This is a genomic window from Roseateles sp. P5_E8, from assembly GCF_054177665.1.
This window is the reverse complement of sequence record NZ_JBGCUM010000010.1, coordinates 123240-148575: the sequence shown is the minus strand read 5'-3', so window position 1 is coordinate 148575 and position 25336 is coordinate 123240. Positions and strand designations below refer to the sequence as shown.

The following is a 25336-nucleotide window of genomic DNA, read 5'->3' as shown; positions in this document are numbered from 1 at the left end:
GCAGAGAAGTTGCTCCGGATGTGGGGTGACCGGGTGCAGCTTTGAGGTTTCCTCACTGGCCCAGCAGCTTCCTTGCTTGGGTCAACGTCTGCCGGCTCTTCCAATAGTCGATCCAAGGGTCGTCGCGCTGGGACGCCATGTAATCTGGCGCGGTGGCGATCGTCCAGTGCGCGCCGCTCTTTATGTCGGGCAGTTGCTCCCAAGACACCGGAATGGACACGCCCATGCCGGGTCGCGCTCGCGCTGAGAACGCAGCAGCAGTCGTCTGCCCATGCCCGTTGCGCAGGTAGTCCACAAAAATCTTTCCGACGCGGTTTGAGCCGCCCGACTTGGCCACGAACCGCTGGGGGATGACCTTGGCCATGTGCTGGACGACGTTCTGCGAGAAGTGTTTGACGGTCTCGTAATCCAATTTCGGCGCAAGCGGCACGACAACATGGAGGCCCTTGCCGCCGCTGGTCTTGAGCCATGCCTTCAGTCCCAACTGTTCAAGCAGCCCGTGCGTCAGGACCGCGGCCTCCTGAATGTGCGCCCAGGTCACTCCCTCACCCGGGTCAAGGTCAAAGATGACCCGGTCCGGGTCGTCGATGCGCTTCGACGTGGAATTCCAAGTGTGGAACTCGATGACGTTGAACTGCGCCGCGTGCACGAGCGCCTCCACAGAATTGACCGCCAGCAGCGCGTCATGGCCTGGCCAGAGTGCCGGGTCGAGCTCCGTCATGCCTGGCATCTTTGCCTCGGAATGCTTCTGAAAGAACAGCTCACCCCCGATGCCGGACGGTCCGCGGACCAAGGAGACGGGGCGGTCCTTCAGGTGCGGAAGCATCCATGGCGCAATGGCCTTGTAGAACTCAACGAGCTGCAACTTCGTCGTGCCGGTCGTTGGATCGATGACCCGCTGCGGATTGCTAACCTTGACCTTGAATGCCGGCGCTGTGACAGCAGCTTGCCTTGAAGGGGCTCCTGCAGCGGCTGCCTCCTCGCGCTTGATGCTCTTTGCCGGTTTGTCCGTTCGTACTCCGCGGAAGGTCGCATGCCGCACGTGTCCATCGGGCGTCCACTCGCCGAAGGCAACCTCGACGACCATGGTTGGCTTCACCCAGCGCTCTGCGCCTGACCGGCGCTTCGACCACCGGCCAGGGGTGACCATCGCAGCATCGACGGGCGGCTCCTTGGTCTCGAGCTTCAGCAACATCGCTTGCAGCTCACCGCCTTGGGCCGACGACCACCCCGTGCCCACCGAGCCGCCGTAGCGAAGCTTGCCGTTCTCGTAGTAGCCCAGCAGCATCGCGCCGACGTCGCGCGGCGCGTTGGCGCGGTCCGTGAAGCCGACAACGACAAACTCCTGGCGCCGCTGGCACTTGAGCTTGAGCCAGCTTTCCGATCGACGGCCAACGTACGGGGCGTCGGGGTCCTTGAGCATGACTCCCTCGAGTCCCAATCGGCACGCCGCCTCAAGAACGTCCCGGGGCGCGGCATTCAGCTGTTCGCTGAATCTGATTCGGTCGGAAGTGTTTTGCTCGAGCAAGTTCTCCAGGACCTGCCGCCGTGCCCGCAAGGGCACGGCTCTCAGGTCGAGGTCACCCAGGAACGGCGCATCGAACAGATACAGCTGGAGGTTGGCGCTTCTTGAGTTGTCGATGGCGTTTTGGAGCATGTTGAAGTCCGGCACGCCATGCTCGTTCAACACGACCATTTCCCCGTCGAGCCAAGCTTGCTTGATGTCAAGCTGCTCTACCTCAGCGGTCAGCGACTTCAGCTTGTCGGTCCAGTCGTTGCCGTTGCGCGTGATCAGGCGGACCTTGCCGCCCTGGATGCGCACGAGGACCCGGTACCCATCAAACTTGTTTTCAATCACCCAGTTCGCGCCAGCGGGCGGGCCTTGTGTGAGGGTGGCTAGCTGGGGTTCGAGCTTCGCGGGAAACGGAGCTTTGACCGCCTTGGACAGGTCGGGGGCGGCGTCGACCGGTTCAGCGGCCTTCGTCGGCTTGGGAACAGCCGTTCGCTTCGCACCGGGGGCGGCGGCTTTCGCGCGCCGCTTGCCCGTCGTCGGCTGCAGCTCAGCCCAGACGGGCGCATGGTCGCTCCCGTTTTCCTTGCCGCGCTCTTCCTTGTCAACGCCGGCGTCTAGCACCTCGATGTTCTGGCTGACCAGGATGTGGTCGATGCGCAGGCCGGCATCGCGCTCCCACCGCTTCCTACGGTAGTCCCAGAACGTGAAGGGAACTTGCTGCCCGGCGTAGACCTGACTGATGGCGTCGGTCCAGCCTTGCTCGAGCACCCTGGCAAACACCTCGCGCGTTTCAGGTTGGAGCAGCGCGTCATCACGCCAGGTATCGGGCTTGTAGATGTCAGCGTCTGTCGGGACGACGTTCCAGTCGCCAAGCAGCACGACTGGGTTGCCGGTGTCCCAAAGCTCCTGAGCACGTTTGCGCATCCGCTCGAACCAAGCGAGCTTGTAGGCAAACTTCGGGCCGGGTTGGGGGTTTCCGTTGACGAGGTACAGACACCCATAGAGCACGCCGCCGATAGCGGCTTCGACGTACCGGGCCTCCTTGTCTGAGGGGTCGCCAGGCAGCGCACGGATGACAGGGACGATTTCGTGCCCTCGTGCGAGCAACGCCACGCCGTTCCAGCTGCGCTGCCCAACGACCAGAGATTCGTAGCCCGCCTCCCTCAACGCGTCACGAGGGAAGGCCTCGGCGACGTTCTTCAGCTCCTGCAACGCGACCACGTCGGGACGCGTGCGGTCCAGCCAGTCGAGGAGCAGGTCGATGCGCTTGACGACGTTATTGATGTTCCACGTCGCGACACGCACTGAATCACCCCTTGCGGCCCTTCAAGTGCTTCTCGACGGCCTCGGCGTCGTTGCCCACGGCCTTCACCGCGGCTTTTAGCTCATCTGCCGTCACGCCGAACTTCTTGGACCAGTCGCGGACTTCGTAGTCCTCGCTGAGGCTGATGCGTGTGCGGTCCTGGCCGCCGCTTCGCGATTTGTCGTCAGACATGATGTGTGTTCCATATTGGTCGAGCGAAAATCGTCTGCTCATGCCGATGACAGTACAGCCATCAAATCGCTCGTTTCTGGGCAGTCCCAAACCTACAGCCACCAACGCGCGACGGCATGAGTTGAGGGACTTCTTTGTCGCGACGTGCATGGCAGCGTGTGCCGGGCTCACGGCCGCAGACACGTTGACGGGAGAGGTGGTTGCCGTATCCGACGGCGACACCATCACCGTCTTGGACGCCAATCATCAGCAGCACCGGGTCCGGCTCGCTGGCATCGACGCACCGGAAAAGCGCCAGTCGTTTGGAACGAAAGCACGTGAGTCACTTGCCAAGCGGGTGTTCCGACGCGTCGTGCAAGTTGAGTTCAAGAAGCGCGACCGATACGGACGCGTCGTTGGCAAAGTGACGTTTGAGGGCGCCGATGTCTGCCTCGAACAAGTCGGAGCGGGGCTCGCTTGGCACTACGTCGCGTACCAGCGGGAGCAGCCACTGAATGACCGGCGCGCATACGCCCAGGCGGAGGCGGCAGCGCGGAAGGCGCGTCAAGGCCTTTGGGCGGACAGCAGTCCATTCGCTCCATGGGATTTTCGACACAAGCGTGCGATGCCAGCCGGAATTGACGGGACCTCGTCGCCCTGAATGACAGTGACGTCAGCTGAGCTCGACCCAAGCCGGCGTGCGGTCACCCGGTTTGTGACCGGCCCGTGTACTCGGAGTCTATGCATGGTCGAGGCGGAGTTCTACCGAGTGCCAAAACCACGCCCCATTGGAACAATCGACCCCTCTGCCGCAAGTCGCCATGGCACTAGCAAACACCGGTATCGAGAATCTAGGTAGTGTGGAAGTTGCCCGCACAGTTCTGCGAACCTTCTTCAACATTGCCCGAGCGTGGAATTTGAAGGCTTCCGAACAATGTGTCCTGCTCGGCGTCAGCAACGCTACATGCAACCGCTGGCGCAACAACCAAGTGAAGTCAGCGCTTTCGGCCGACAAGCTTGAACGATTAGGTTACATCCTGAACATTTATGCGGCGCTCCAAACCTTGCTTCCTGTTCAAGAGCGCGCAGACGCCTGGGTGCGTGAGCGCAGCTACGCTCCCGTATTCGGTGGCGAGTCAGCCATCAATCGGATGCTCGGAGGACTGGTGGGCGATCTGAAAGTCGTGGCCGACTATTTGGCCGCAGCGCAAGTGGGTGACTTCGCATGACGAGCTCCCATGCTTCTAGAGGGAAGTGCGTCAGCGTCTGTCATGTTGACTTCGCTGACTATGGCGCTGAGAACAAAGTGTGGATACGACAGGTCTGGTTGTGCTGACTAGCGTGACGCCGCGGCAATGCTGTTGTGTAGCAACCGGTTCGCCTCTATTTGCACCTTCATCACCCCACGCGCATGAGTGCCAGCCCGGGTCAACCGGTATCGGAAGAAGGTCGCTGACCGACGGCTAGAGAACACCGGGTTCGGCGACCGCTGATGATGCTAAAAGGGGGCCGATCGTACTGAGTTGACGATCCGGTTCTCGCGCTACCTGCGACGCTTAAAAATCTTCTCTACCGGCGCCAGCAGTTCCCCCGCTTCACAGCCTAGGCCTTTGGCCAGCTTGAGGAGCGCAAGAAGGGTTGGCTGGCTTAGCCCACGTTCGAGCCGGCTGATGTACGAGCGCTCGATGCCAGTTTCCAACGCCAGCGCCTCCTGAGACAGGCCCGCAGCTAGGCGTCGGTGCTGCGCCGTTTGCCCGAACGCTTTCGCGATCCCCTGATCGAGGCTGCTGTAGCCCTTCGGGCGGCCGGGTTTGAGGGCAGTTTGGGGGCGGACAGGCATCCGCCCAAGAATCCAAGAACTGAGCTATCTACGCCACGTTATACATAACTCAAAGCAATTGACAGTTTTTACTAGAAGATCGGTCGCCTCGGACTGCGGCGCCGAAGCACTTGAAGTCCTGCCATCCCGTAAGGAGCAAGTTCGGCATGCAGTTCGCTGAGAAATTCGATGAAGTCGATCTCTAGCGCTGTCAGCCAGTCCCGAAGCTCGATCACATCCAGCCGGCGCTCGCCACGCTCTACCTTACTTACCAGACCCTGGTGTCTGCCCAGCAAATCGGCCAGGTCGCGCTGGCGCAAGCGCTTGTCCTTCCGACTGTTTTTGAGCTTTCGCAGAAAGATCTCGTTGTGACGGGAATGAAGAATCTTGGGCATGGTCTGGTCCGGTGTGCACGCTAGCCCACCAGACGCCGTATTCGGTAAGCGCTTTTTTTCCCTTGCCGGGAAGTCACGTATTGGCCCAGGCGCTTGGCATCGGCCCCGCCTTCAAGCAGAATTTTCAGAGTTATTTAAACCGCAGTCTGTCTCATCCCTACCGGACGCATGTTCATCACCTTCCCTACCTTCGAGCTCCATCCACCGGCGGGCCGGCTTGCAGGAGATGTGCGCAGCTGGAGGATGATGCAGCTCCCCCTTCATGTGCCCTGGTTCATGGTTTCCGTAGAGGTTGTCGACCCAGAGACCACCCTGGGCCGAGTACAGACGTTTTGCTTTGCCCGGGAGGATGACCTGACGACGTTCTTCATCACGGTCGAAGCCGAGAAGGTGCGGGGTCTCGTGTGCATGACTCCAGGTTGGATGTCTGTTTCCGGAACATGGACTTCTCATGAGGTCCGACAGGTTTGGCGAGCAACCACAGCTGCCGGCACTCATCTGGTTCTTTCCGGGGCGGACGGGCAGACCCTCGACGTCCAGCTCTCTTCGATTCCTTCGGAGGAAGAGACCGAACGCACGCTACTGATCGAGATCAAACCCGCCGTGCGGCAGTTGAAGCGCAAGGCGGCCGCATCGCGACGTCCGTCATGAACCGCTCAAGCAAGCTACCAGATCGCGAAGCGCTAGTCGCGTCGTGAAGACGTGGTGGTCATCGGACACTCACCTGAACAAGGGTTTCGACCCGGCAGAGATGCTCCGCTCGTCGGAACAGACCCATGAGTTGCTTGAGGGTAACCGTCCGGCGAAGGCATCTTGACCCGGCACTATGGTGCTCCGGGCCACCGTCGGATGTCACTCCCTGCGTGGCCCCAACATAGGGATGACGGCGAGGCGGTACGCCTTGCGTCCGGGCTGTTGAGTGGTACCTATTTCCAGGGTGGCTGGACGACTGCAGACCGCACGCTCGCTGCATCGATACTTACCGAGGTCAGCAAGCAGCTTGGCAAGGATGGAGGTATCACCCACTATGGTTGCGCAGTCGACATCAAACGCTGCTGCTGCCTATGAGGAGGCCCTGGAGATCAAGTCGCGCATGCTCGCTGACACGGAACGGCGGGTGATGAGCGGTACAGAATGGCTTGCATCGACGGATCTGTACTCTGAACTGCAGACGAATCCTTTGGATGGCGACGCCATGCTGGCCCGCTGGCTAGCGCACGGGCAACTTTTCGCGTTGGAGCGGGATGGGCTTCAGATCGCCCCTCGCTATGCGTTCAATTCCGCCCTAGAACCAGTGCCCAGCCTTCGTGAGGTGCTCAAAATGATGCAGGGCAGGTCGCCTTTTCAGATAGCGGCATGGTTCGAATCTACAAGCAGCTTTTTAGCTGGCAAGCGCCCGCGCGAGGTGCTGTTGCAGGACGGCGCGGCTGTTGTGATGGCCGCCCAGCACTGGGCGGAGGGCCCAATCCATGGGTAACAAAACTAGGCAAAACTCGTAATGCGTCGCGGCCTCCCGCCGGCTTGTGCAATCGCGACGCGCACGGAGCAGCACAGAAGCTTGAGGCAATCCTGGTCAGCCAGGCGCGCCAAGCGATCTTCGCTTAGTTGCCGCCGAGGTGCCGCGCGCTTTCCCAACATCGCCAGCCGCTCCTTCGGCACTCGTTCAAGCCGGCCACGAACATGGACGGGCGGGAGGCGGAGCGCTGGTGCAGACGCGCTGGGTGATGCAGCGTGTGCCCGCCCCAGTGGCCGCAACGTACTCAATGCGGCCGACTTCTGTCGCCACCCCATCCAGCAACTCCGGCGAATGTTCCTTGGTATCCACTGCACCGGGGGTCGGCGAATCCTGGGCGGGACGGCCCTTGCGGTCCGGTACCGCGCACTTAATGCCGGAAAGTTTTGGGAAGCCGTTCACGAATTGCCGTAAACCCAAAACAAAAGAGCGGTTCAAGCGCAGCTTTTTCACCATTTCCGGTCAGTAAGTGCCGGAACCGATGAGCGCTTATTGACTACTTCCACAACGTAATCTGTGCGTGATGGTCTGGCGCCCCGCGCACCAACCACAGCGCTAACCGATGGCCGGCGGCACAGGCTCAGCGTGGTGGCAAAGCCAAGCAGCATAGGAAGTCTTGCCTCGAGGTCTGCTGTAGCGCCGCTTTCTGAACGTCAGGCGCACGCGGCCCGCCCATGCGGCGTCTATCTCGACGCTCATTTCATCGTCAACGGCACACGCCGGGTCAGGCAGAGATTTGCTGGCCTGCGCGATGAATTGGCTTGGCACCCTGGCCAGGATGCCGTTGTCGGCTTGAGGAGATGAGCGCGGTGTGATGAGGTCGGAAGCTTCAGTCATGGCACAAATGCTGCCGGCACGGCGGCTCATGGGGTGAGCCAGCAAGCCCGGCGACGACTGGAAATGTCTGACCGGCGCGTGCGTCGCGGTCCTACGCACCGCCCATGGTCGCCGGCCTAAATTTCGTTCCGGGCGCAGGCCTCAGCAAACTTCAGGAACAGCATCGACGCGCCAGCGCGCTTGATGTCCGCATCGACCCAGTGCGTCGAAGCCTTCTGAACGAGCCTGAGATCTGCGCCTTCTTTTTGTCGCCTCGCGAGCGCCCGATGGCGCTGAGTTCGACCGCCCGCCGATGGGCAGGCATGCAGGTTGCCAGTTCGGGGTTTCAACACCGAAGAAACCCATCATGAGCAATACGCCGCGCCCCGAAGAAAGCACGCAGCCGTCACCGCAGCTTCAGCCCGGCATTGGCCCTGCTGAGCCCGCCCGCGACACAGGCGCATCGCTCGAGCAGCATCCCCGCACCACCGATGCCGTGCCTGCCGGCCAGCCGACCGGCGAGCCCGCGCGACCGCCAGGCGCCAAGAAGACGATCGACGACCTCGAACCCGGCGAGCCGCCGCCGGAATCCAGCGCGGGCTCCTGACGCGCCATTTGCGCGCAATATCACTCCGCGCATAAGCATCCCCGCTTTCCTTCGTTCCGCGCAGAAGCGCCCTTCCCTATCGTGCAAGGCCTGAACACACCCAGGCCATCATGCACATCACCAGCATCTCCGGCAGCCCCAGCGAACGCTCGCGCTCGGCCTGGCTGACGCAGTTCGCGGTCACGCGGCTGGAAGGCCTGGCCACGAGCAACGAGCACATCGCCGTGCGCGAGCTGCCGGCCAGCGCGCTGCTGCTGGCCGATGCCCAGGAGCCGGCCATCGCCCGGGCGGTCGAGGTCATCGCCTCTGCCAGTCTCGTCATCGTCGGCACACCCATCTACAAGGCGGCCTACTCGGGCCTGCTGAAGGTCTTCCTGGACCTGCTGCCGCCCGAGGCCCTGCGCGGCAAGACGGTGCTGCCGCTGGCCACCGGCGGCAGCGCGGCGCATCTGCTGGCGCTGGACTACGCGCTCAAGCCCGTGCTGTCAGCTCTGGGCGCACGCCATGTGCTGGACGGCGTGTTCGCCACCGACGCCCAGCTGCAACGCCACGAATCAGGCGGTTATGTGCCCGCGCCCGAACTGCTCGCGCGGCTGGACCGCGCACTCGAACCCATCGCGCCAGCCCTGCAAATGCGCAGCGATGCCGACGAGTTCAGCTGTCGGCGCTGAACCCGCCAGCCAGCCCTCCCTTTCTTGTCTCCTCGCCACCTGAACGGTTCGGCGACTTCTTCCCGGCGCTCGGGCGCGGATCGGGTGTGACCGAGCGCCGGGATCTTTTTGCACAGGACAACATCGATGAACTTCCGCTCCCTCTTCCGCCTGGCCGCGCCGCTGCTCGTTGCCGCCATCAGCTTCAATGCCTCTGCCCAGTCGGGCACCACGTTGCGCATCGGTTTCCAGAAGGCCGCCAGCCTGCTGACCTTTCAGAAATCCAACGGCTCGCTGGAGAAGCGCCTGGCGACGCTGGGCGTTTCCGTGAAGTGGGTCGAGTTCCCCGCCGGCCCGCAGCTGCTGGAAGGCCTGAACGTCGGCGCGGTCGACGTTGGTTTCGTCGGCGAAGCCCCGCCCATCTTTGCGCAGGCCGCCGGCGCCAAGTTCGTCTACATCGGCTTCGACCCGGCCGCGCCGGAGGCCGAAGCCATCGTCGTGCCCAAGGACTCGCCCATCAAGTCGGTGGCCGAGCTCAAGGGCAAGAAGGTCGCGCTGAACAAGGGCAGCAACGTCAACTACCTGCTCGTCAAGGCGCTGGAGAAGGCCGGACTGAAGTACACGGACATCCAACCCGTCTACCTGCCGCCGGCGGATGCCCGCGCTGCCTTCGAGCGCGGTGCGGTGGATGCCTGGGTGATCTGGGACCCCTTCCTCGCCGCCGTCGAGCATCAGAGCGGCGCTCGCCTGCTGCAGGACGGCAAAGGCCTCGTCAACAACTACTCTTACTACCTGGCAGAGCGCGGCTACGCGCAGTCGCAGCCCAAGGTCATCCAGGCGCTGTTCGAGGACACGCAGGCCCAGGCTGTCACGCTGAAAGGCAACATCAAGGCCGCCGCAGCCGTCATCGCGCCGCTGCAAGGGCTGGCACCCGAGATCGTCGAGAAGAGCCTGACGCGCTACCAGTTCGGCGTGAAGCCGCTGACGCCCGCCGTCGCGGCCGAGCAGCAGAAGATCGCCGACACCTTCCACGGCCTGGGCCTGATTCCCAGCCCCATCCGCGTGGCTGACGCCGTGCCGCTGGCCGCAGGTGGCGCCGCCACCGCTGGGGCAGCGAAGTGACCATACAGACGACACGGCGCGCAGCCGTCGCCATCCTCGCGACGACGGCCTCCGTGTGGACTCGCGCGCAGGCCCCGGGACAGCCCCAGCAGCTGCGCATCGGCTTCCAGAAGGGCTCCTTCAACCTGGCACTGCTGAAGAGCTACGGCCTGCTGGAACAACGCCTGCCGGGCACCAAGATCCAGTGGACCGAGTTCCCCGCCGGCCCGCAGCTGCTGGAGGCGCTGGCCCTGGGCAGCGTGGAGTTCGGCGCCACCGGAGACGCGCCGCCCGTGTTCGCGCAGGCAGCGGGCAAGGACGTCGTCTACGTCGGCGCTGAGCCACCCAAGCCCGACAGCTCGGCCGTGCTCGTCAAGCCCGACTCGCCGCTGAAGACGCTGGCCGAGCTGAAGGGCCGCCGCGTCGCGTTGCAGAAGGGCAGCAGCGCCCACTTCCTGACCGTGCAGGCGCTCAAGCGCGCCCGCCTGGCCTGGAGCGACATCCAGGCCGTCTACCTGCCGCCGGCCGATGCGCGTGCCGCCTTCGAGCGCGGCTCCGTCGACGCCTGGGCCGTGTGGGATCCGTACTACGCCGCCGCCGAGGTCACCGGCGAGCTGCGCGCGTTGGCCACCAGCCGCGGTCTGACGAGCAACAACACCTTCTATCTCGCCTCCCGCTCGCTGAGCCGCGACACCGCGCTGGTGAAGACGCTGTTCCAGGCCCTGACCGACACCGACACGCGCGCCCATGCCGACCGCCGCGACGCCGTGCAGCGCTATGCCGACTTCGCCGGCCTGCCGCTGGCCACGGTCTACAAGATGGTCGAGCGCCGTGGCGCCGCGCCCGTGGGGCCGCTGACGGCCGAGATCGTCAAGGAGCAGCAGCTGGTGGCCGACTCGTTCGCCGAGCTCAACCTCATTCCTCGAAGCATCCGCGTGGCCGACGCCATCGCCACTCCCATCAAGGCATGACATGAAGATCTTCTGGTTCATCCCCACCCACGGCGACAGCCGCTACCTCGGCAGCTCGCGCGGTGCCCGCGTGAACGACTTTGCCTACTTCAAGCAGATCGCCATCGCCGCCGACAGCCTCGGCTACGAAGGCGTGCTGCTGCCCACCGGCCGCAGCTGCGAAGACTCCTGGGTCGTCGCCGCCAGCCTCATCGACGCGACTCGCAACCTGAAGTTCCTCGTCGCGCTGCGCCCCGGCCTCGTGGCGCCGTCGCAGAGCGCCCGCATGGCCGCCACGCTGGACCGTCTCTCGGGCGGCCGCCTGCTCGTCAACCTCGTCACCGGCGGTGACCCCGAAGAGCTGTCCGGCGACGGCCAGTTCCTGGGCCACGCCGAGCGCTATGAGCAGTCCGCCGAGTTCATCCGCATCTGGCGCGACCTGCTGACCCGCTCGCACACCGGCGAGCCGCTGGACTATGACGGCGACCACCTCAGCGTCAAGGGCGGCAAGGTGCTCTACCCGCCCGTCAACAAGCCCTACCCGCCGGTGTTCTTCGGCGGCTCGTCCGGCCCCGCGCACGACCTGGCCGCCGAGCAGGTCGACACCTACCTGACCTGGGGCGAACCGCCGGCCGACGTCGAGAAGAAGCTGCAAGACGTGCGCGAGCGCGCCGCGGCACGAGGCCGCCAGCTGAGCTACGGCATCCGCCTGCACGTCATCGTGCGCGAGACCGAAGACGAAGCCTGGCGCGCCGCCACCGAGCTGCTGTCCGAGCTGGACGAAGCCACCGTGACGGCCGCCCAGGCGCGCTTCAAAACCATGGACTCGGTCGGTCAGCGCCGCATGGCCGAGCTGCATGGCGGCCAGTTCGACAAGAACAACGTGCGCGCCGGCCTGGAGATTTCGCCCAACCTGTGGGCCGGCGTGGGCCTGGTGCGCGGTGGCGCCGGTACGGCGCTCGTCGGCAGCCCGCAGCAGGTGGCGGACCGCATCAAGGAGTATTCGAATATCGGCCTGGAGTACTTCATCCTGAGCGGCTACCCGCACCTGGACGAGGCGCATCGCTTTGCCGAACTGGTGTTCCCGTTGCTGCCGCTGGACGTGCGCGAGAAGCTCAAGCAACCCGCGCTGACCGGCCCGTTCGGCGAGGTCGTGGCGAACAGCTACGTGCCCAAAGCCGTATCCGCGTCCTGACCATGTTGCGCCGCCTGACCCCTTGGCTGCTGCCCGCGGCCATCCTTGTCGCCTGGGAGATCGCCTCGCGCAGCGGCCTGCTGTCGGTGCGCATCCTGCCGGAGCCGGCCGCGGTGCTGGCCGCGTTCTGGAAGCTGCTGCGCTCGGGCGAGCTGGCGCATCACGTCGCCGTCAGCACGGCGCGGGCCTTCTCGGCACTGGCCATAGGCGGTGGCCTGGGCCTGGTGCTGGGCCTGTTCACGGGCACCTGGCGCCGCGCCGAAGCCCTGCTCGACACGACTCTGCAGATGCTGCGCAATATCCCCGCGCTGGCGCTGATCCCGCTGGTCATCCTGTGGTTCGGCATCGACGAAGCGGCCAAGCTGGTGCTGGTGGCGGTGGGCGTGTTCTTCCCCGTCTACCTGAACACCTTCCACGGCATCCGCAACGTCGACCGCGACCTCATAGAGATGGCGCGCAGCTACGGGCTCAAGGGCTGGCAGTTGTATAGACAGGTCATCCTGCCCGGCGCCCTGCCCTCCATCCTGGTCGGCCTGCGCTTCTCGCTCGGCCTGATGTGGGTGCTTCTCATCGTCGCCGAGACGCTGTCGGCCGAGGCCGGCATCGGCTACCTGACGATGAACGCCCGCGAGTTTCTGCAGACCGACATCGTGCTCGTCGGCATCCTGCTCTACGCCTTGCTCGGCAAGCTGGCCGACGTCGTCGCCCGAGGGCTGGAGAAGGCCTGGCTGCCCTGGCACCGCGGCTATTCCCTCCAAGGGAACTGAGATGAAATTCAAAGGCAACCACAGAGGCACAGAGCCTCAGAGGAAATGCAGAGCGAGCACTTGTCTGTGGCTCTGTGCCTCTGTGGTTGCATTTCCGTACCCGTTTCATCAGCTGCGGGCGGCTCGCAGCGCTATGGATAACTGACATGTGGCTCACCGAACTCGACACCCCCGTGCAGCCCCATGAACCGGCGCCTGAACCGGCACCCGCGCGCGACGCGTCCAACGGCCTGGCACTCACGCTGCGTGGCGTCGACAAGTCCTTCGGCGCACGCCATGTGCTGCAAGGCCTGGACCTGAACGTCGCCCCCGGCGAGTTCGTCGCCCTGGTGGGCCGCAGCGGCTGCGGCAAGAGCACGCTGCTGCGCCTCATCGCCGGGCTGGATGCGCCGAGCGCTGGCCTCGTCGAGGCCGGCACGGATCACGAGCGCCGGCTGATGTTCCAGGACGCGCGCCTGCTGCCCTGGAAGCGCGTCGTCGACAACGTGGCACTGGGCCTCACCGGCCGCGACGCCAAGGCCCGCGCGATGGAAGCGCTGGCCCAGGTCGGCCTCGCCGGGCGCGGCGACGAGTGGCCCGCGACGCTCTCCGGTGGCCAGCGCCAGCGCGTCGCCCTCGCCCGTGCCCTCGTGCACCGCCCGCGCCTGCTGCTGCTGGACGAGCCGCTGGGTGCGCTGGATGCACTGACGCGCCTGGAGATGCACCGCCTCATCGAGCAACTGTGGCAGCGCCATGGCTTCACGGCGCTGCTGGTCACTCACGACGTGGCCGAGGCCGTGGCTCTGGCCGACCGCGTGCTGCTCATCGACCGCGGCGGCATCGCGCTGGACGCGACTGTGACGCTGCCCCGCTCACGCTCGCGTGCGGCGCCCGGGTTTGCGGAGCTGGAAGACCGGGTGTTGCGCCACATCATTGGCCACCCGGTCACGGCCTGAGGCCCAGCGACCTCAGGGCTCGATGGCGAACACCGCGTTCGGCGTCTCGCCAAACACCTCGGGCGCGTACATCGCCTCCACGCGCGTAGGCGGCAGCACGAACTGGCCCGGGTTGTTGAGGCGGATCGTGTACTCCAGCGTGAAGTCGCCACGCGGCACCCGGCGGTAGAAGGACTTGAAGGACGTGAAGTCGCGGGCCTGGTAGAGCGGCCAGGCGTTGCCCGAGCGCTGCTCGCCGGCCTGGGCTGCGGCGGAGTCGCGGCCCAGGCCGGTGCCGAGCAGGCTGGCACCGGCGGGCACCGGGTCGTTCACCACCACCCAGGTCATGTCGGCCTGGGCGCGGACGCTCAGGCGCACGCGCAGGATGTCGCCCACATGCCATTGCCCCGGCGTCTTTTGCTGAACGGGCATGATGCTGCGGCTCACGCTGTAACCGGCGAAGCGCGGCGCCGTCAACGGCACGGCGGCACGCACTTCCACCGACGCCCAGGGCGCGCCCCCACCCGTGTGCCGGATGCGCAGCGCGTCGCCAGCCTCGTCCAGACCGGCGTCGAAGGTCCGGCTGCCGGCGCTGCCCCAGTTCACGGTCTGCTCGCGCTTGCCCAGCGTGATGTGCGTCTCACCAGCCACGGGCACGGGCTCCATCAGTCTGGCGAAGGCATCCACGGCCAGCGTGCCCCAGGCGTTGGCGTTGGTGGTGGCCCAGGCGCCGTGCTTCTGCTGGCGGGCGAGCAGCCCCGTCAGCAGGCGCGGCAGGTCGGCCTTCCAGCCGGGCAGGTCGGCCACGGCCAGCAGAAGGCGCGCGGCGTCCACGTCGCCGTTGCTCATCAACCACCACCAATAGTCGCGGTGCTCGGTGGAGAAGGCGATGCGTCGGCCCTGGTAGCTGAGGCGGGCGCGCAACGCGTTCTCGGTCATGGCTTGTGTGGCCTGCGTACCGGGCGGGAAGCCGGTCTTGCGCAGGATGGTCAGCCAGTCGGTCAGCATCGCGGTAGTCCACTCGTCGGGGTCGACACGGATGGCGGCCAACTGCGCGGCCTTGAGCCGGCCGTGGCGGGCCAGCGTGGCCATGGCGGCCAGCTTGCGCGCCAGGCCGTCATCCCGGGGTGACCAGAACGAGCGCTTCAGGCTGCCCGCCACGAAGCGCTCCAGCGCGGCCAGCATGCGGCTGCGCTCGGCGTCGGGAATGGGCCAGCCCGACGTGCTGGCCACGTCCAGCAGATAGCTCGTCTGCGTGTCGCTGCCCTGCCGGGGCTGCGACGGCGTGCGCGGGAAGTAGTTGGCCAGGCCGTCGTCGTCCAGGTAGCGCGGCAGCTCGGCCATGGCCGCGTCCCAGGCCGCGCGGTCGTGCATGCCGATGGCGCGTGAGGCGGTCTGCTCCAGGCAGCGGTAGGGGTAGGCGGCAAGCCAGGCTTGCACGCCGCCCAGGTTGCCGGCCAGCGAGGGCAGCAGCTGCACGGCAACGCGGGCGCCGCTGGCCCCGGCGCTGTCGAAGCCGAAGGCGGGCACATCGAAGCTGCCGGTGACCTGCGCCAGCGTGGCGGCCTGCACGGTCACGGGCACGGCGGGCTCGACCTGCTGCGTGGCCGCCAGCACGTCCTGCCGGCCCGGGCCGCCGCGTTCCTTCGCCGCAAAGGTCCAGCTCAAGGCCTTGGCACCTGTGGGCACGCCAACCTCCCAACTGAGCTGACGCGATTCGCCCGCGGCCAGGCGCAGGGCCTGGGCCGGCAGCTCGGCCTGGTCGGCCAGGCGGGCGGTGGCGTCCAGCGTGATGGCGTTGCCGGACGTGTTGCGCACCGTCACCAGGGCCGTGAACCGGTCGCCCTCGCGCACCTGCGGCGGCAGGCCGGCGGTGATCTGCAAGTCCTTGCCCACGTCCAGCGTCGCGATGCCCGTGCCGAAGTCCTCGGCACCGGCGCTGACGACGGCCACCAGGCGGAAGCGGCTCAGCGAGTCCTTGATCGGGAAGCTCACGACGGCACGGCCCCGGTCATCCAGCGGCACGTCGGCCTGCCAGTACAGCAGCGAGTCCAGCAGCGTGCGTGGCGGAGGCGGCGCCGCGTCGTCGCGCTCGATCACCTTGCTCCCCGTCACGACGACCGAATCGGGGAACTGACCGATGTCGGATGCCTCCACCCTCTGCATCGCCGACGCCATCACCTTGCGGGCCATCGAGGATGCAAGAGTCCCGGTTTCGTTCGCCTTCCTGATGTGCTCCATCAGCGCAGCCAGCGCCGGATTCAGCAGGCCCGCCGCGTCCAGCGCCGGGTTCATGACCTGGCCGCTGGTGGTATGCACACCGTGCACGCGCGGGGGGCGCATGTGGGCCAGCAGTTGCCAGCTCGGGTTGTCCTTCAGGCTCAGCAGCGCCTCGTCCACGGCGAAGAAGCTGAGCCGACTCGGCGCGGGCAGCGGCCGGCCGTCCGGCGTCGTGACGCGGACCCGCACGCTGGCGCGCTCGCCGGGCTGATAACGCCGCCGGTCGGGCGTGAGGCTCACGCGCAGCGCGCGGGCTTCGGTGGACACCGTCAGCTCGGTGATGCCGGCCGCCACCGCCCCAGGCGAGGCGCCCGCGCCGGCATCCAGCGCCAGCAGCGACACCGCCACATTGCCCGCCCACTCGCGGCGGATGGGCAGGCGCAGGGATGTCTGCGCCGCGTCCAGCATGACGACCCGCGACTCCAGGATGCCCTGGCGCTCGAGCGTCAGCCACGCGCGGGCGCGCGGGAAGGGGCCGGAAATCGCGATCTTTGCCGTCTCGCCCTCGCGGTACAGCGGCTTGTCGGCAGTCAGGAACAGCGGCTGGGCTGGGCCGGCCCGATCACCGGCAAAGGCCTGCCCGTACGCCACGGCCACCCGGCCGTCGGGGTCTCGCGCGGTGACCTCGAACTGGTAGTGGCCGGCCTTGGCAAGCACGAAGTTGCAGGCGAGCAGGCCGTTGGCATCGGTCATGCCGGTGCAGACCTCGCCCAGGTCCTCGACCTCGGCGCTGCCGTAGCCCACGCCTCGCCGGGCGCTGATGCGCACGGGCTGTGCCGCCTGCCTTGCGCCCGACCCGTCCACCAGCAGGCTCTGCACCATCACGCGCCGCCCGGCCCCGGCGCCGCCCAGCGTGCGCACGCCCGCCGTCCAGCGGCTGGGTTGAACGTCGAAGTCCTGCGACAAGGTCTGCACCTCGCCGTTCGGGTCTGCATAGCTCAGCTCGGCGTGCAGCAGGTAGGGCTGCGCGCGCACGGGCAGCGCCGGCAGCGTCAGCTGCGCGCGGCCCTGAACGTCAAGCTCGAGCGGCTGCGCGTCCAGCAGCAGCTTCTCGAAGTCTTCGTCCTCCGCCTGGTCGCGAGAGGCATCGGCAAAGACCTTGCGGCTCGGATAGCCGGCCAACGCCGCCGGCCGCCGGTAGCCGGTCGCTTTGGCGTGGACGCGCAGCGTGACGGGCCAGCGCTGCGCGGCGCCGCCGTCGGCATAGTGCAGGGCCAGCCTGAGCGTCGGCGCCGTGCCTGGCAGCAAGCTGGCGCCCGGGGCCTCGATGGCACCCAGCATGGCGGGCAGGCGGAAGGCTTCGACGGCGAACGGCGTCGAGTAGGAGCGCGCGCCGTCGCGGCCGACCTGCAGCTTCACCGAATAGCGGCCCAGCGGCGCGTCCTTGGGCAGCTGGAAGCTGGAGCCGCCGTCGCCCGGCAGGGCCCAGGTCACCGGCACGGTCCATGCCTTGCCGGACCCGGCATGGCGGATCTCCGCCGTGGCCGGCAGCTCGTTCGCGTCGGGCGGGGCCAGCCCGACGTCGTTTTCAGCGCGGACCACATGCCGCATGGCCACGGTCTCGCCGGGCTTGAAGAGGCTCCGGTCCAGCACCGTGTGCGCCCGGATTTCCGCTGCACCCCAGCCCCAACGAACACCCTGGCTGCCGACATCCAGGACGCTCTCCCAGTGGCTGTTCGCGACCGACAGGTCGCGTTCCCCGTCGGGCCAGGTGTAGCGCGCGACGACCGTCGTTCCGGCGTCGGGCGACTCGCTGCAACTGCCGAGCGACCGGCGGTCGATGCCGGCCAGACCGTCCTTGCCGCTCACGCCCTGCCAGGCGAGGCGCCCGGCGCAGTCGTAGACCTTGAGCGCCACGCCGGCCACCGGCGCGCCACCGTCCAGCGCCGTCACCCAGACCGCGCTGTCTTCCGCCGCGACCTTCAGGTGCACGGCCAGCCGCGTCAGCAGCACGGCCACGCTGTCATGGACGGGGCCAGCGGCGCCCTGGCCGGCGAAGGCCTGCAGTTCGAGCAGATGCAGCCCCGCGCCCCGCAGCAACACCTGACTGCGGCGCGAAGCCGGCGCCGTGCCGGGGACCAGGATTTCCAGCGGCAGCGCTGCGGCGTCGGCCGGCAGCAACGGCTTGTCCGACTTGTCGCGAGTCCGCCAGACGGCGCCGCCCGAGCCCGACCACCAGAAGAAATGGCTGGTGCCGGCAGCGCCACCGGGCACGGGCATGCCCATCCAGCGCAGCAAGTCCTGGTCGCTGAGCTGCTCGCTGCCACCGTCGGCCAGGAACTTCTCGCGCACCGTGACGCCGTCTGCCGCCCCGTGCAGGAAGACCGGGACGGAGTTGTCAGCCTGCAGCGGCCGGATGGCCAGCGACGGCATCGGGAAGTAGGCCAGCGCTGGCGCGGGCGCCGTCCTGACGCTGGCAGGCAGCCTGTCCCGCGACAGCGGTCGACCGGAGACGTCCACCAGCGCCTGCTCCGGCCAGCGGATGCGGTACTCGGTCTGCGGCTCCAGTTCCCCAGCGAAGCTCACAGCACTGCTGGCGGCGGAAAGCAGGTTGTTGCCATGAACGTTGACGCTGCCCGCCAACGGGCCTCGCGCGCCTTCCAGGCGGATCGCGGCCAGCACGGGCTCCGGCAAGGCCGCGTTGAAGGAGAGGATGACGGGGAAGTTGGCGACGCAGTCGCCGTCCGGCACGAGCCGCCGGCAATTCACCGTCATGGCTGGCAATGGTCGGACCTGGAAGTTCATCACGTCCGCCTTCAGGCCCGGCCGCACCAGCCGCAGCGTGACCGCGCTCTCCGGCGCGAAAGCGAACGGGCATCGAACCGCCTCGGTGCGGTCCTCCGTGCCGCGCAACCAGATGACCTGCTTGATCAACTCGTCGCGCATCGCCGCCGGCAGGTGCACGGCCGGCGCCTCGGCGTGGCCAGGCGCCTCGCAGCGCAGGTCGGGCTGCGCGTTACCCAGCGGGCTGGAGTAGGTCAGCAGGAAGGCCTGGTCCTCCGCGACCCAGCGCGAGCCGCGCCCGGGGTAGACACTGCGGACCGTCCGCCGCATCTCCTCGGTCAAGACCGGCAGCTTGAAGCGGAACGCCTGCGTCCCGCCGACCGCACGGCCGGCCAGCGACTTCAGCGCGGGCTTGAGGCGGAACTCGCAGGCCTGGCCGGACAGCGCCTGGTCCTTGAGATCCATCACCCAGGTGCGGTCATCCACCCAGTGCGCGTCGCCCGCCAGCGCGCAGTCCACCTCAAACGGCCCCGGCGTAGACAGCTTGCCCAGCGGCAGCATGGGCTCGCTGAACGTCGCCCTGACCTGTTGCGCCGCCGGCACCGACCCCTGCGGGCTGAAGGTGAGCACCCGCGCGGTGGGCTCGGTCGCGTTGACGAACGCGGATGCCGCAGACAGCACGCAGACGGCAATCGTCCGGGCGAGGCGAAACAGTGCGCTGGGTGCGTGAGGCAAGCGAGTCTCCCTGGGATTCTTGTCGGGCTATTTTGGCCGCTGAACGCTCGGCGCCAGCACGGCCAACGGCGCCGCCGGGCGCCGACGACCACGACAATCGCAAGCGCTCTCATCGTCGCTTGCACATGCCACTGAATTTCGAGGAAAGCCCGGTTGCCCTCGCCCAACAGCTGCTGGGCTGGACGCTGCTCGTCGAGGGCGTTGGCGGCGTCATCGTCGAGACCGAGGCCTACGACGTGGGCGACCCGGCATCGCATGGTTTCAAAGGACAGACGGCGCGCAACGGTGCGATCTTCGGCCCACCCGGCCACGCCTACGTCTACCTGAGCTATGGCCTGCACTGGTGCCTGAACGTCGTCTGCCGTGAAGCAGGCCAGGGCGCTGCGGTTTTGATCCGCGCGCTGGAGCCCACGCAGGGACTGGACGTGATGCGCGAGCGGCGCCGGACCGCGCAGCCGCGCCTGCTGGCCTCGGGGCCTGGGCGGGTGGGCCAGGCACTCGGCATCAACAAGGCCTTGGACGGCCTGGCGTTGGACGAATCACCGTTCGAGTTGCTGGCGCCGACCGGCGCCGTCAAGGTCGCCAGTGGCCTGCGCATCGGTATCACCAAGGCGGCCGAGCTGCCTTGGCGTTTCGGCGTCGCCGAGTCACCGTTCCTGAGCAGGCGGTTCGACTGAAGCACGGCGCTCCACATGCGGCATGCCGCGCCGGGAGCCCAGCCGCTGCGCGTAGACCCACGTGAACTCAGCTCCCACCAGGAAGATCTGCGCCGAGTAGTAGACCCACACGAACACCACCGCCACCGAGCCGGCCGCGCCGAAGCCGCTGGCCACGCCGGTCTTGCCGATGTACAGGCCGATGAGGAAGCGGCCCACCGTGAACAGCAGCGCCGTGACGGCAGCGCCCACCCACACGTCGCCCCACCCCACCTTGACGCGCGGCATGACCTTGTAGATGAGCGCAAACACCGCCGTCGTGAGCGCAAAGCCCAGCAGCACGTTGACGACCTGGGCGACGATCTCCCAGCCCTCGAACCAGCCGCTCCACCATTTGCCCAGGGCCGCGATCGCAGCGCTCGCGACGAGGGACACCATCAGCAGGAAGGCCACGCCGAGGATCATGCCGAAGGACAGCAGCCGGGTGCGCACCAGCGTCCACAGGCCGCTGGTTTTCTGCCGCACCGGTGCGCGCCAGATGCGGTCCAGTGCGTCCTGCAATTCGCCGAACACCGTGGTGGCGCCCACCAGCAGCACGACCACGCCGATGGCGGCACCGATGGCACCGGTGCTGGGCTTGCTGACGCTGGCCAGCATGTCCTGGATGCCCTTGGCCGCTTCAGGCCCCATCAGCCCGGCGATCTGCCCGAACACCTCGCCGCGAACCGCCTCGGTGCCGAACACCAGCCCGGCCAGCGAAACGACGATGACGATCAGCGGCGCGAGCGAGAACACGGTGTAGTACGACAGCGCCGCGCCCATGCTGGGGGCGTAGTCATCGAGCCAGGCCACCAGCGACGCCTTGATCAGCCCCCACCAGGTCGCCATGGACCAGCGCGACGCCTCGTCCAGCGCGCCCTTGGCGCCCGCTGCAGGGGATTCATTCAAAGCCTGACTGTGTGCCATCGTGTCGCTCACTCGGCGCGCAGGCCGGTGGCTTCATTCTGGGCAGCCGTCAGGCCATGTCAGCCCGGCGCGGGTCGCCTCCGGCTGTAGGCCTCAGCCCACACGCTTGCGCAGCTTCAACAGCTTCCACACCTTCGGCAGCACCAGCACGGCGGCCAGCAGCACCAGCAGGCCCAGCGACAGCGGCCGCTCGACGAACACGCCCCAGTGGCCGCTGCCGATGGACAGCGCGTTGCGGCCCTGCGCCTCGGCGAGCGGGCCCAGAATCATGCCGACGACGATGGGCGCGGTCGGGAAATCGAAGCGCCGCATGGCAACACCCATCAAGCCCAGGGCCAGCATCAGGAACAGGTCGAACGCGCTCTGGCGCATGCCATAGACGCCGACGGTGGCGAAGATCAGGATGCCCGCGTAGAGCTGCGGCTTGGGGATCTTGAGCAGCTTGACCCACAGGCCCACCAGCGGCAGGTTCAGCACCAGCAGCATGACGTTGCCGATGTAGAGCGAGGCAATAAGCGCCCACACCAGCGTCGACGAGGTCGTGAACAGCTGCGGGCCGGCCTGGATGCCGTAGTTCTGCAGCGCGCTGAGCAGGATGGCCGCCGTGACGGACGTCGGGATGCCCAGCGTCAGCAGCGGCACCAGCGTGGCCGTCACGGCCGCGTTGTTGGCGGCCTCGGGGCCGGCCACGCCTTCGATGGCGCCGGTGGTGCCGAACTCCTCCTGGTGCTTGCTGAGCTTGCGCTCGACCGCGTAGCTGAGGAAGGTCGGAATCTCCGAGCCCCCCGCCGGAATGGTGCCGAAGGGGAAGCCGATGAGCGTGCCGCGCAGCCAGGCGGGGATGGAGCGCTTCCACTCGCCGCGCGTCATGTGCACGCTGCTGAGCTTGTTGATCTCCTGCTTGCTGCGGCCCTCGTAGAGCGCCATGTAGAGCGTCTCGCCGACGGCGAACAGGCCCACGGCCACGAGCACGGTTTCGATGCCGTCCATGAACTCGGGCACGCCCGCCGTGTAGCGCACCTGGCCGGTGATCTGGTCCAGCCCGATCAGGCCCAGCGCCAGGCCGATGAACAGCGAGGTCATGCCGCGCAGCGTGCTCTTCCCCAGCACGGCGCTGACGGTGGTGAAGGCCAGCAGCATCAGCAAAAAGTACTCCGGCGGGCCGAGCGTGACGGCAAAGTCCGCGACGACCGGCGCGAACAGCGTGACGAGGATCGTCGCGATGGTGCCGGCCACAAACGAGCCTATGGCCGCCGTGGCCAGTGCCGCGCCGGCGCGGCCGCTCTTGGCCATCTTGAAGCCCTCCAGCGCCGTCACCATGGTGCCGGTCTCCCCGGGGGTGTTGAGCAGGATGGACGTCGTCGAGCCACCGTACATGGCGCCGTAGTAGATGCCGGCGAAGAAGATCATCGACGCCGTCGGTTCGACCTGCGACGTGATGGGCAGCAGCATGGCCACCGTCACCGCCGGGCCCAGGCCGGGCAGCACGCCGATGCCGGTGCCAATGACGCAGCCGAGAAAGGCCCACATCAGGTTGATGGGCGTGCCGGCGGTGGCAAAGCCACCCATCAGTTGGTTCCAGAGATCGATCATGGGAGCATTCCTTAAAACCTAGATCCGGCAGCTGGGCGCGCCCGAGGGACTGAGGCCGGACACAAACAGTCCTGTGGACTGTTTGTGCCTGCCGAAGGACGGGGCGTCTCGCCCCGGCACGGCGAGGCGGGTCGTTGGCAAGGCGCGCCGACGCAGTGGGCTCGTGCCCACAAGGAGGAGCAACGCCGCCAGCGGCCCGAAGCGCCGGACTAGCGGGCGGGCAGCGCTGGTCATCGAAGTGGTGAACATTGCAAAGTGACCGAACTGTTGATGTGCCGGCACTCTCGATGAGTAGCGAGCGGTCAACTGCCGGATCTAGGTTAAAGCCAGCCGCTGGCCGTCAGGCCGGGCAGATTGATGGCCAGCAGCTTGCTGAACATCCAGAACACCGGTGCCGCGATGGCCACGCCGGTGACGAGGTCGATGAGGCTGCGCTTGATGTCGCCGCCAGCCTTTCCCTCGGCGATGCGCAGGCCACGCACCGCAAGTGCAAAGCACAGGCCGCAGGACAGGATGAAGCCGATGGTCGTGATGAGGCTGGCATTGGCAACCACACCGGCCACCACCCAGGCCACCGCCCGCCAGTCGCCGCTTGCCGCGCCGGAGGGCTCGTCCATCTCGCGGTAGCCGCCACTGCGCGCCTCCCACACCAACCAGGCGCCGCAGACCATCAGCACGACGGACACCAGCCACGGCAGCGCGTTGGGGCCGACGCCGGCATAGCCGGCGTCCGACGAAATGAAGGTGGCGCCCCAGGCCATCACGGCGCCGACGATGGCGACGCCAGCGCCGACCAGGGCTTGGCCGGAGGTGGAAGTGGTGTTGCTCATGGCCGGCCTCAGATCATTCCGGACTTGACCATGATGGCGCGCAATGTCGCGAATTCGCGATCAACAAAGCTGTCGAACTCGGGCCCTGCCAGCAGCGCCGGTGTCCAGCCGTTCTTCTCGATGGACTCCGCCCAGCTTTTGCTCTTGGTGGCCTGCACGACCATGTCGGTCAGCACCTTGCGCTGCTCCGGCGTGATGCCGGGCGGGGCGTAGACGCCGCGCCAGTTGCCGATCTCGACATCGATGCCCAGTTCCTTCAGCGTCGGCGCGTTCAGGCCCTTGATGCGGGTGGGCGACGTGACGGCGATGGCGCGCATCTTGCCGCTCTCCAGGTAGGGCTGGAATTCGCTGAAGCCGCTGCCGCCGATGGTGACGTTGCCGCCCAGGATGGCCGCCGTCGCCTCACCGCCGCCGCGGAAGGGCACGTAGTTGATCTTGGACGCGTCCACGCCCTGGTCGCGGGCGATCATGGCTGCGGCGATGTGCTCGGTGGCGCCGCGCGAGCCGCCGCCCCACTTGACGCTGCCCGGGTCCTTCTTGAGCATCTCGACGACGTCCTTCATCGTCTTCAGCGGCGACGCGGCATGCACGACGAAGACGTTGTATTCGCTGATGAGGCGGGCAATCGGCGTGGCCTGCGAGAGGCTCACCGGCGGCTTGCCGGTGATGATGCCGCCCAGCATGACGGCGCCCATGACCAGCAGCGAATGCGGGTCGCCCTTGCTGGCGTTGACGAACTGGGCCAGGCCCAGCGCGCCGGCCGCGCCGCCCTTGTTCTCGTACTGCACGGAGGACGCGACGCCCGCATCCTGCAGCGCCTTGCCAAAGGCGCGGCCGGTCGTGTCCCAGCCGCCGCCCGGGTTGGCGGGGATCATCATCTTCATGGGCACACCGGCCGCCTCAGCGGCCAGCGGAAATGCGCCTGTGGCGGCCAGGGCCGCGAGGGACTTCAGAAAGGTGTCTCGACGCATGCTTGTCTCCTTGGTCTTGGAAGGGGCCATTCTTGGGGGCCCGCGCGCTGGCGTCCAGCGCAGAAGGCTGTGCTTCTTGGGGGCCCATCCTCGACGGCGAGGCTGTCAATCGGCTGTCCAAACCGTCGGGGTAAACCTCAACCCCGGTCGTGAGGTGACCCGGTGCTAGCCTGCCGCCCCATGAAGCTGCTGGTGATCGAAGACAACACCGCCATGCAGACCACGCTGCAACGCTCCTTCGAGCGGCGCGGCTTCAAGGTCGGCATCTGCGACGACGGCGCCAAGGCCCTGAGCCGCTGGCGCGCCAGCCTGCCCGACGTGGTGCTGCTGGATCTCTCCATGCCCGGCCTCGACGGCCTGGACGTGCTGGCCCAGGCGCGCGCCGAAGGCCTCACCACGCCGGTCATCATCATCACGGCGCGCGGCACGCTGGGCGACAAGATCCTGGGCCTGAACACCGGCGCCGACGACTACCTGCCCAAGCCCTTCGACCTGGACGAACTGGAAGCCCGCATCCGCGCGCTGGTGCGCCGGCAGGGCCAGGCGAGCGAGGGCTTCAAGGCGATTGAAACCCCCAGCTTCTGCGGCCTGCGCGTGGACGTGGAAAGCGGCGCCGTCGTCCACCACGGCCAGCCGCTGGACCTGCCACCGCGCGAAACCGCGTTGCTGCGCGCGCTGCTCGTTCGGCCCGGCCAGGCGGTGGCCAAGGACAAGCTGTTCGACCTTGTCTTTGCCGACGCAGCCGACGCCCAGCCCGATGCCATCGAGGTGGTCGCCTACCGCCTGCGCAAGCGCCTCGCCACCACCGGCGCCAAGCTCGTCACGCTGCGCGGGCTCGGCTATCTGCTCCAAGCAGATGACTGAGCA

At 67.1% G+C, this 25336-nt stretch carries 23 protein-coding genes; 13 read left to right on the top strand and 10 right to left on the bottom strand.

Going from position 1 to position 25336, the window contains the following annotated elements:
- Positions 1-52: 52 nt before the first annotated feature.
- Positions 53-2818 (bottom strand): DNA ligase D, encoded by a 2766-nt coding sequence (ligD, locus tag ACXRVZ_RS08785; protein WP_457424271.1) that lies wholly within the window; start codon positions 2816-2818, stop codon positions 53-55.
- Between the two features lie 4 nt (positions 2819-2822).
- On the bottom strand, positions 2823-3008 hold the full coding sequence (locus ACXRVZ_RS08780; protein ID WP_457424273.1) for a DUF3606 domain-containing protein: 186 nt from the start codon (positions 3006-3008) through the stop codon (positions 2823-2825).
- A gap of 196 nt (positions 3009-3204) precedes the next feature.
- Between ACXRVZ_RS08780 and ACXRVZ_RS08775 the strand changes: the two genes are divergently transcribed.
- Together ACXRVZ_RS08775 and ACXRVZ_RS08770 are read left to right on the top strand one after the other, a co-directional pair.
- Positions 3205-3648, top strand: a complete 444-nt coding sequence (locus ACXRVZ_RS08775; RefSeq protein WP_458232299.1) for a thermonuclease family protein — start codon at positions 3205-3207, stop codon at positions 3646-3648.
- A 160-nt stretch (positions 3649-3808) separates the two neighbouring features.
- The gene (locus tag ACXRVZ_RS08770; RefSeq protein ID WP_458232298.1) at positions 3809-4216 is read left to right on the top strand and encodes an antitoxin Xre-like helix-turn-helix domain-containing protein; all 408 of its coding nucleotides are present in this window, start codon (positions 3809-3811) and stop codon (positions 4214-4216) included.
- Between the two features lie 314 nt (positions 4217-4530).
- On the opposite strand, the gene ACXRVZ_RS08765 is transcribed toward ACXRVZ_RS08770, so the two are convergent.
- A complete protein-coding gene (locus ACXRVZ_RS08765) occupies positions 4531-4827 on the bottom strand; it encodes a helix-turn-helix domain-containing protein (RefSeq protein ID WP_457424279.1) in 297 nt (98 codons plus the stop codon).
- Positions 4828-4898: 71 nt separating this feature from the next.
- Entirely contained in the window at positions 4899-5201 is a 303-nt protein-coding gene (locus ACXRVZ_RS08760; protein ID WP_457424281.1) for a helix-turn-helix domain-containing protein, read from the bottom strand.
- Positions 5202-5369: 168 nt separating this feature from the next.
- On the opposite strand from ACXRVZ_RS08760, the gene ACXRVZ_RS08755 reads away from it, so the two are divergent.
- Together ACXRVZ_RS08755 and ACXRVZ_RS08750 are read left to right on the top strand one after the other, a co-directional pair.
- A complete protein-coding gene (locus ACXRVZ_RS08755) occupies positions 5370-5852 on the top strand; it encodes a hypothetical protein (protein WP_457424283.1) in 483 nt (160 codons plus the stop codon).
- Positions 5853-6210: 358 nt separating this feature from the next.
- The gene (locus ACXRVZ_RS08750) at positions 6211-6678 is read left to right on the top strand and encodes a hypothetical protein (protein ID WP_457424285.1); all 468 of its coding nucleotides are present in this window, start codon (positions 6211-6213) and stop codon (positions 6676-6678) included.
- 591 nt (positions 6679-7269) lie between these two features.
- On the opposite strand, the gene ACXRVZ_RS08745 is transcribed toward ACXRVZ_RS08750, so the two are convergent.
- Positions 7270-7551, bottom strand: coding sequence for a hypothetical protein (locus ACXRVZ_RS08745; protein ID WP_457424287.1), 282 nt, complete (start codon positions 7549-7551; stop codon positions 7270-7272).
- A 346-nt stretch (positions 7552-7897) separates the two neighbouring features.
- Here ACXRVZ_RS08745 and ACXRVZ_RS08740 point away from each other — a divergent pair, with 346 nt between their 5' ends.
- The 7 genes from ACXRVZ_RS08740 (at position 7898) to ACXRVZ_RS08710 (ending at position 13735) form a co-directional block, all read left to right on the top strand.
- Complete coding sequence (locus ACXRVZ_RS08740; RefSeq protein WP_458232297.1) at positions 7898-8137, top strand: hypothetical protein; 240 nt, start codon at positions 7898-7900, stop codon at positions 8135-8137.
- 110 nt (positions 8138-8247) lie between these two features.
- Complete coding sequence (gene ssuE / locus ACXRVZ_RS08735) at positions 8248-8808, top strand: NADPH-dependent FMN reductase (RefSeq protein ID WP_457424291.1); 561 nt, start codon at positions 8248-8250, stop codon at positions 8806-8808.
- A 126-nt stretch (positions 8809-8934) separates the two neighbouring features.
- Positions 8935-9909, top strand: a complete 975-nt coding sequence (locus ACXRVZ_RS08730) for a sulfonate ABC transporter substrate-binding protein (RefSeq protein ID WP_457424293.1) — start codon at positions 8935-8937, stop codon at positions 9907-9909.
- Positions 9906-10859: an aliphatic sulfonate ABC transporter substrate-binding protein gene (locus ACXRVZ_RS08725; protein ID WP_457424295.1), complete on the top strand. Its 954-nt coding sequence runs from the start codon at positions 9906-9908 to the stop codon at positions 10857-10859. The genes ACXRVZ_RS08730 and ACXRVZ_RS08725 overlap by 4 nt, the downstream gene beginning before the upstream one ends.
- Before the next feature lies 1 nt (position 10860).
- Positions 10861-12033 (top strand): FMNH2-dependent alkanesulfonate monooxygenase, encoded by a 1173-nt coding sequence (gene ssuD, locus ACXRVZ_RS08720; RefSeq protein WP_457424297.1) that lies wholly within the window; start codon positions 10861-10863, stop codon positions 12031-12033.
- 2 nt (positions 12034-12035) lie between these two features.
- The gene (gene ssuC, locus ACXRVZ_RS08715) at positions 12036-12800 is read left to right on the top strand and encodes an aliphatic sulfonate ABC transporter permease SsuC (protein WP_458232296.1); all 765 of its coding nucleotides are present in this window, start codon (positions 12036-12038) and stop codon (positions 12798-12800) included.
- 146 nt (positions 12801-12946) lie between these two features.
- Positions 12947-13735 (top strand): ATP-binding cassette domain-containing protein, encoded by a 789-nt coding sequence (locus ACXRVZ_RS08710; protein WP_457424301.1) that lies wholly within the window; start codon positions 12947-12949, stop codon positions 13733-13735.
- A 12-nt stretch (positions 13736-13747) separates the two neighbouring features.
- Here the strand turns inward: ACXRVZ_RS08710 and ACXRVZ_RS08705 are convergent, their stop codons facing one another.
- Positions 13748-19453 (bottom strand): alpha-2-macroglobulin family protein, encoded by a 5706-nt coding sequence (locus ACXRVZ_RS08705; RefSeq protein ID WP_457424303.1) that lies wholly within the window; start codon positions 19451-19453, stop codon positions 13748-13750.
- Between the two features lie 125 nt (positions 19454-19578).
- On the opposite strand from ACXRVZ_RS08705, the gene ACXRVZ_RS08700 reads away from it, so the two are divergent.
- Complete coding sequence (locus ACXRVZ_RS08700) at positions 19579-20130, top strand: DNA-3-methyladenine glycosylase (protein ID WP_457424305.1); 552 nt, start codon at positions 19579-19581, stop codon at positions 20128-20130.
- Here the strand turns inward: ACXRVZ_RS08700 and ACXRVZ_RS08695 are convergent.
- The 4 genes from ACXRVZ_RS08695 to ACXRVZ_RS08680 all read right to left on the bottom strand — a co-directional run bounded on the left by ACXRVZ_RS08695 (position 20101) and on the right by ACXRVZ_RS08680 (position 24469).
- A complete protein-coding gene (locus tag ACXRVZ_RS08695) occupies positions 20101-20997 on the bottom strand; it encodes a YihY/virulence factor BrkB family protein (protein ID WP_457424383.1) in 897 nt (298 codons plus the stop codon). The two genes, ACXRVZ_RS08700 and ACXRVZ_RS08695, sit on opposite strands and share 30 nt — an antisense overlap.
- Positions 20998-21168: 171 nt before the next feature.
- Positions 21169-22665 carry a tripartite tricarboxylate transporter permease gene (locus tag ACXRVZ_RS08690; protein ID WP_457424385.1) on the bottom strand — a complete coding sequence of 499 codons (1497 nt, stop codon included), beginning with the start codon at positions 22663-22665 and terminating at the stop codon, positions 21169-21171.
- A gap of 323 nt (positions 22666-22988) precedes the next feature.
- Positions 22989-23498, bottom strand: coding sequence for a tripartite tricarboxylate transporter TctB family protein (locus tag ACXRVZ_RS08685; RefSeq protein WP_457424307.1), 510 nt, complete (start codon positions 23496-23498; stop codon positions 22989-22991).
- Between the two features lie 8 nt (positions 23499-23506).
- Positions 23507-24469 carry a Bug family tripartite tricarboxylate transporter substrate binding protein gene (locus tag ACXRVZ_RS08680; protein WP_458232295.1) on the bottom strand — a complete coding sequence of 321 codons (963 nt, stop codon included), beginning with the start codon at positions 24467-24469 and terminating at the stop codon, positions 23507-23509.
- Positions 24470-24649: 180 nt separating this feature from the next.
- Here ACXRVZ_RS08680 and ACXRVZ_RS08675 point away from each other — a divergent pair, with 180 nt between their 5' ends.
- Entirely contained in the window at positions 24650-25333 is a 684-nt protein-coding gene (locus ACXRVZ_RS08675; protein ID WP_457424311.1) for a response regulator transcription factor, read from the top strand.
- Positions 25334-25336: the final 3 nt, after the last annotated feature.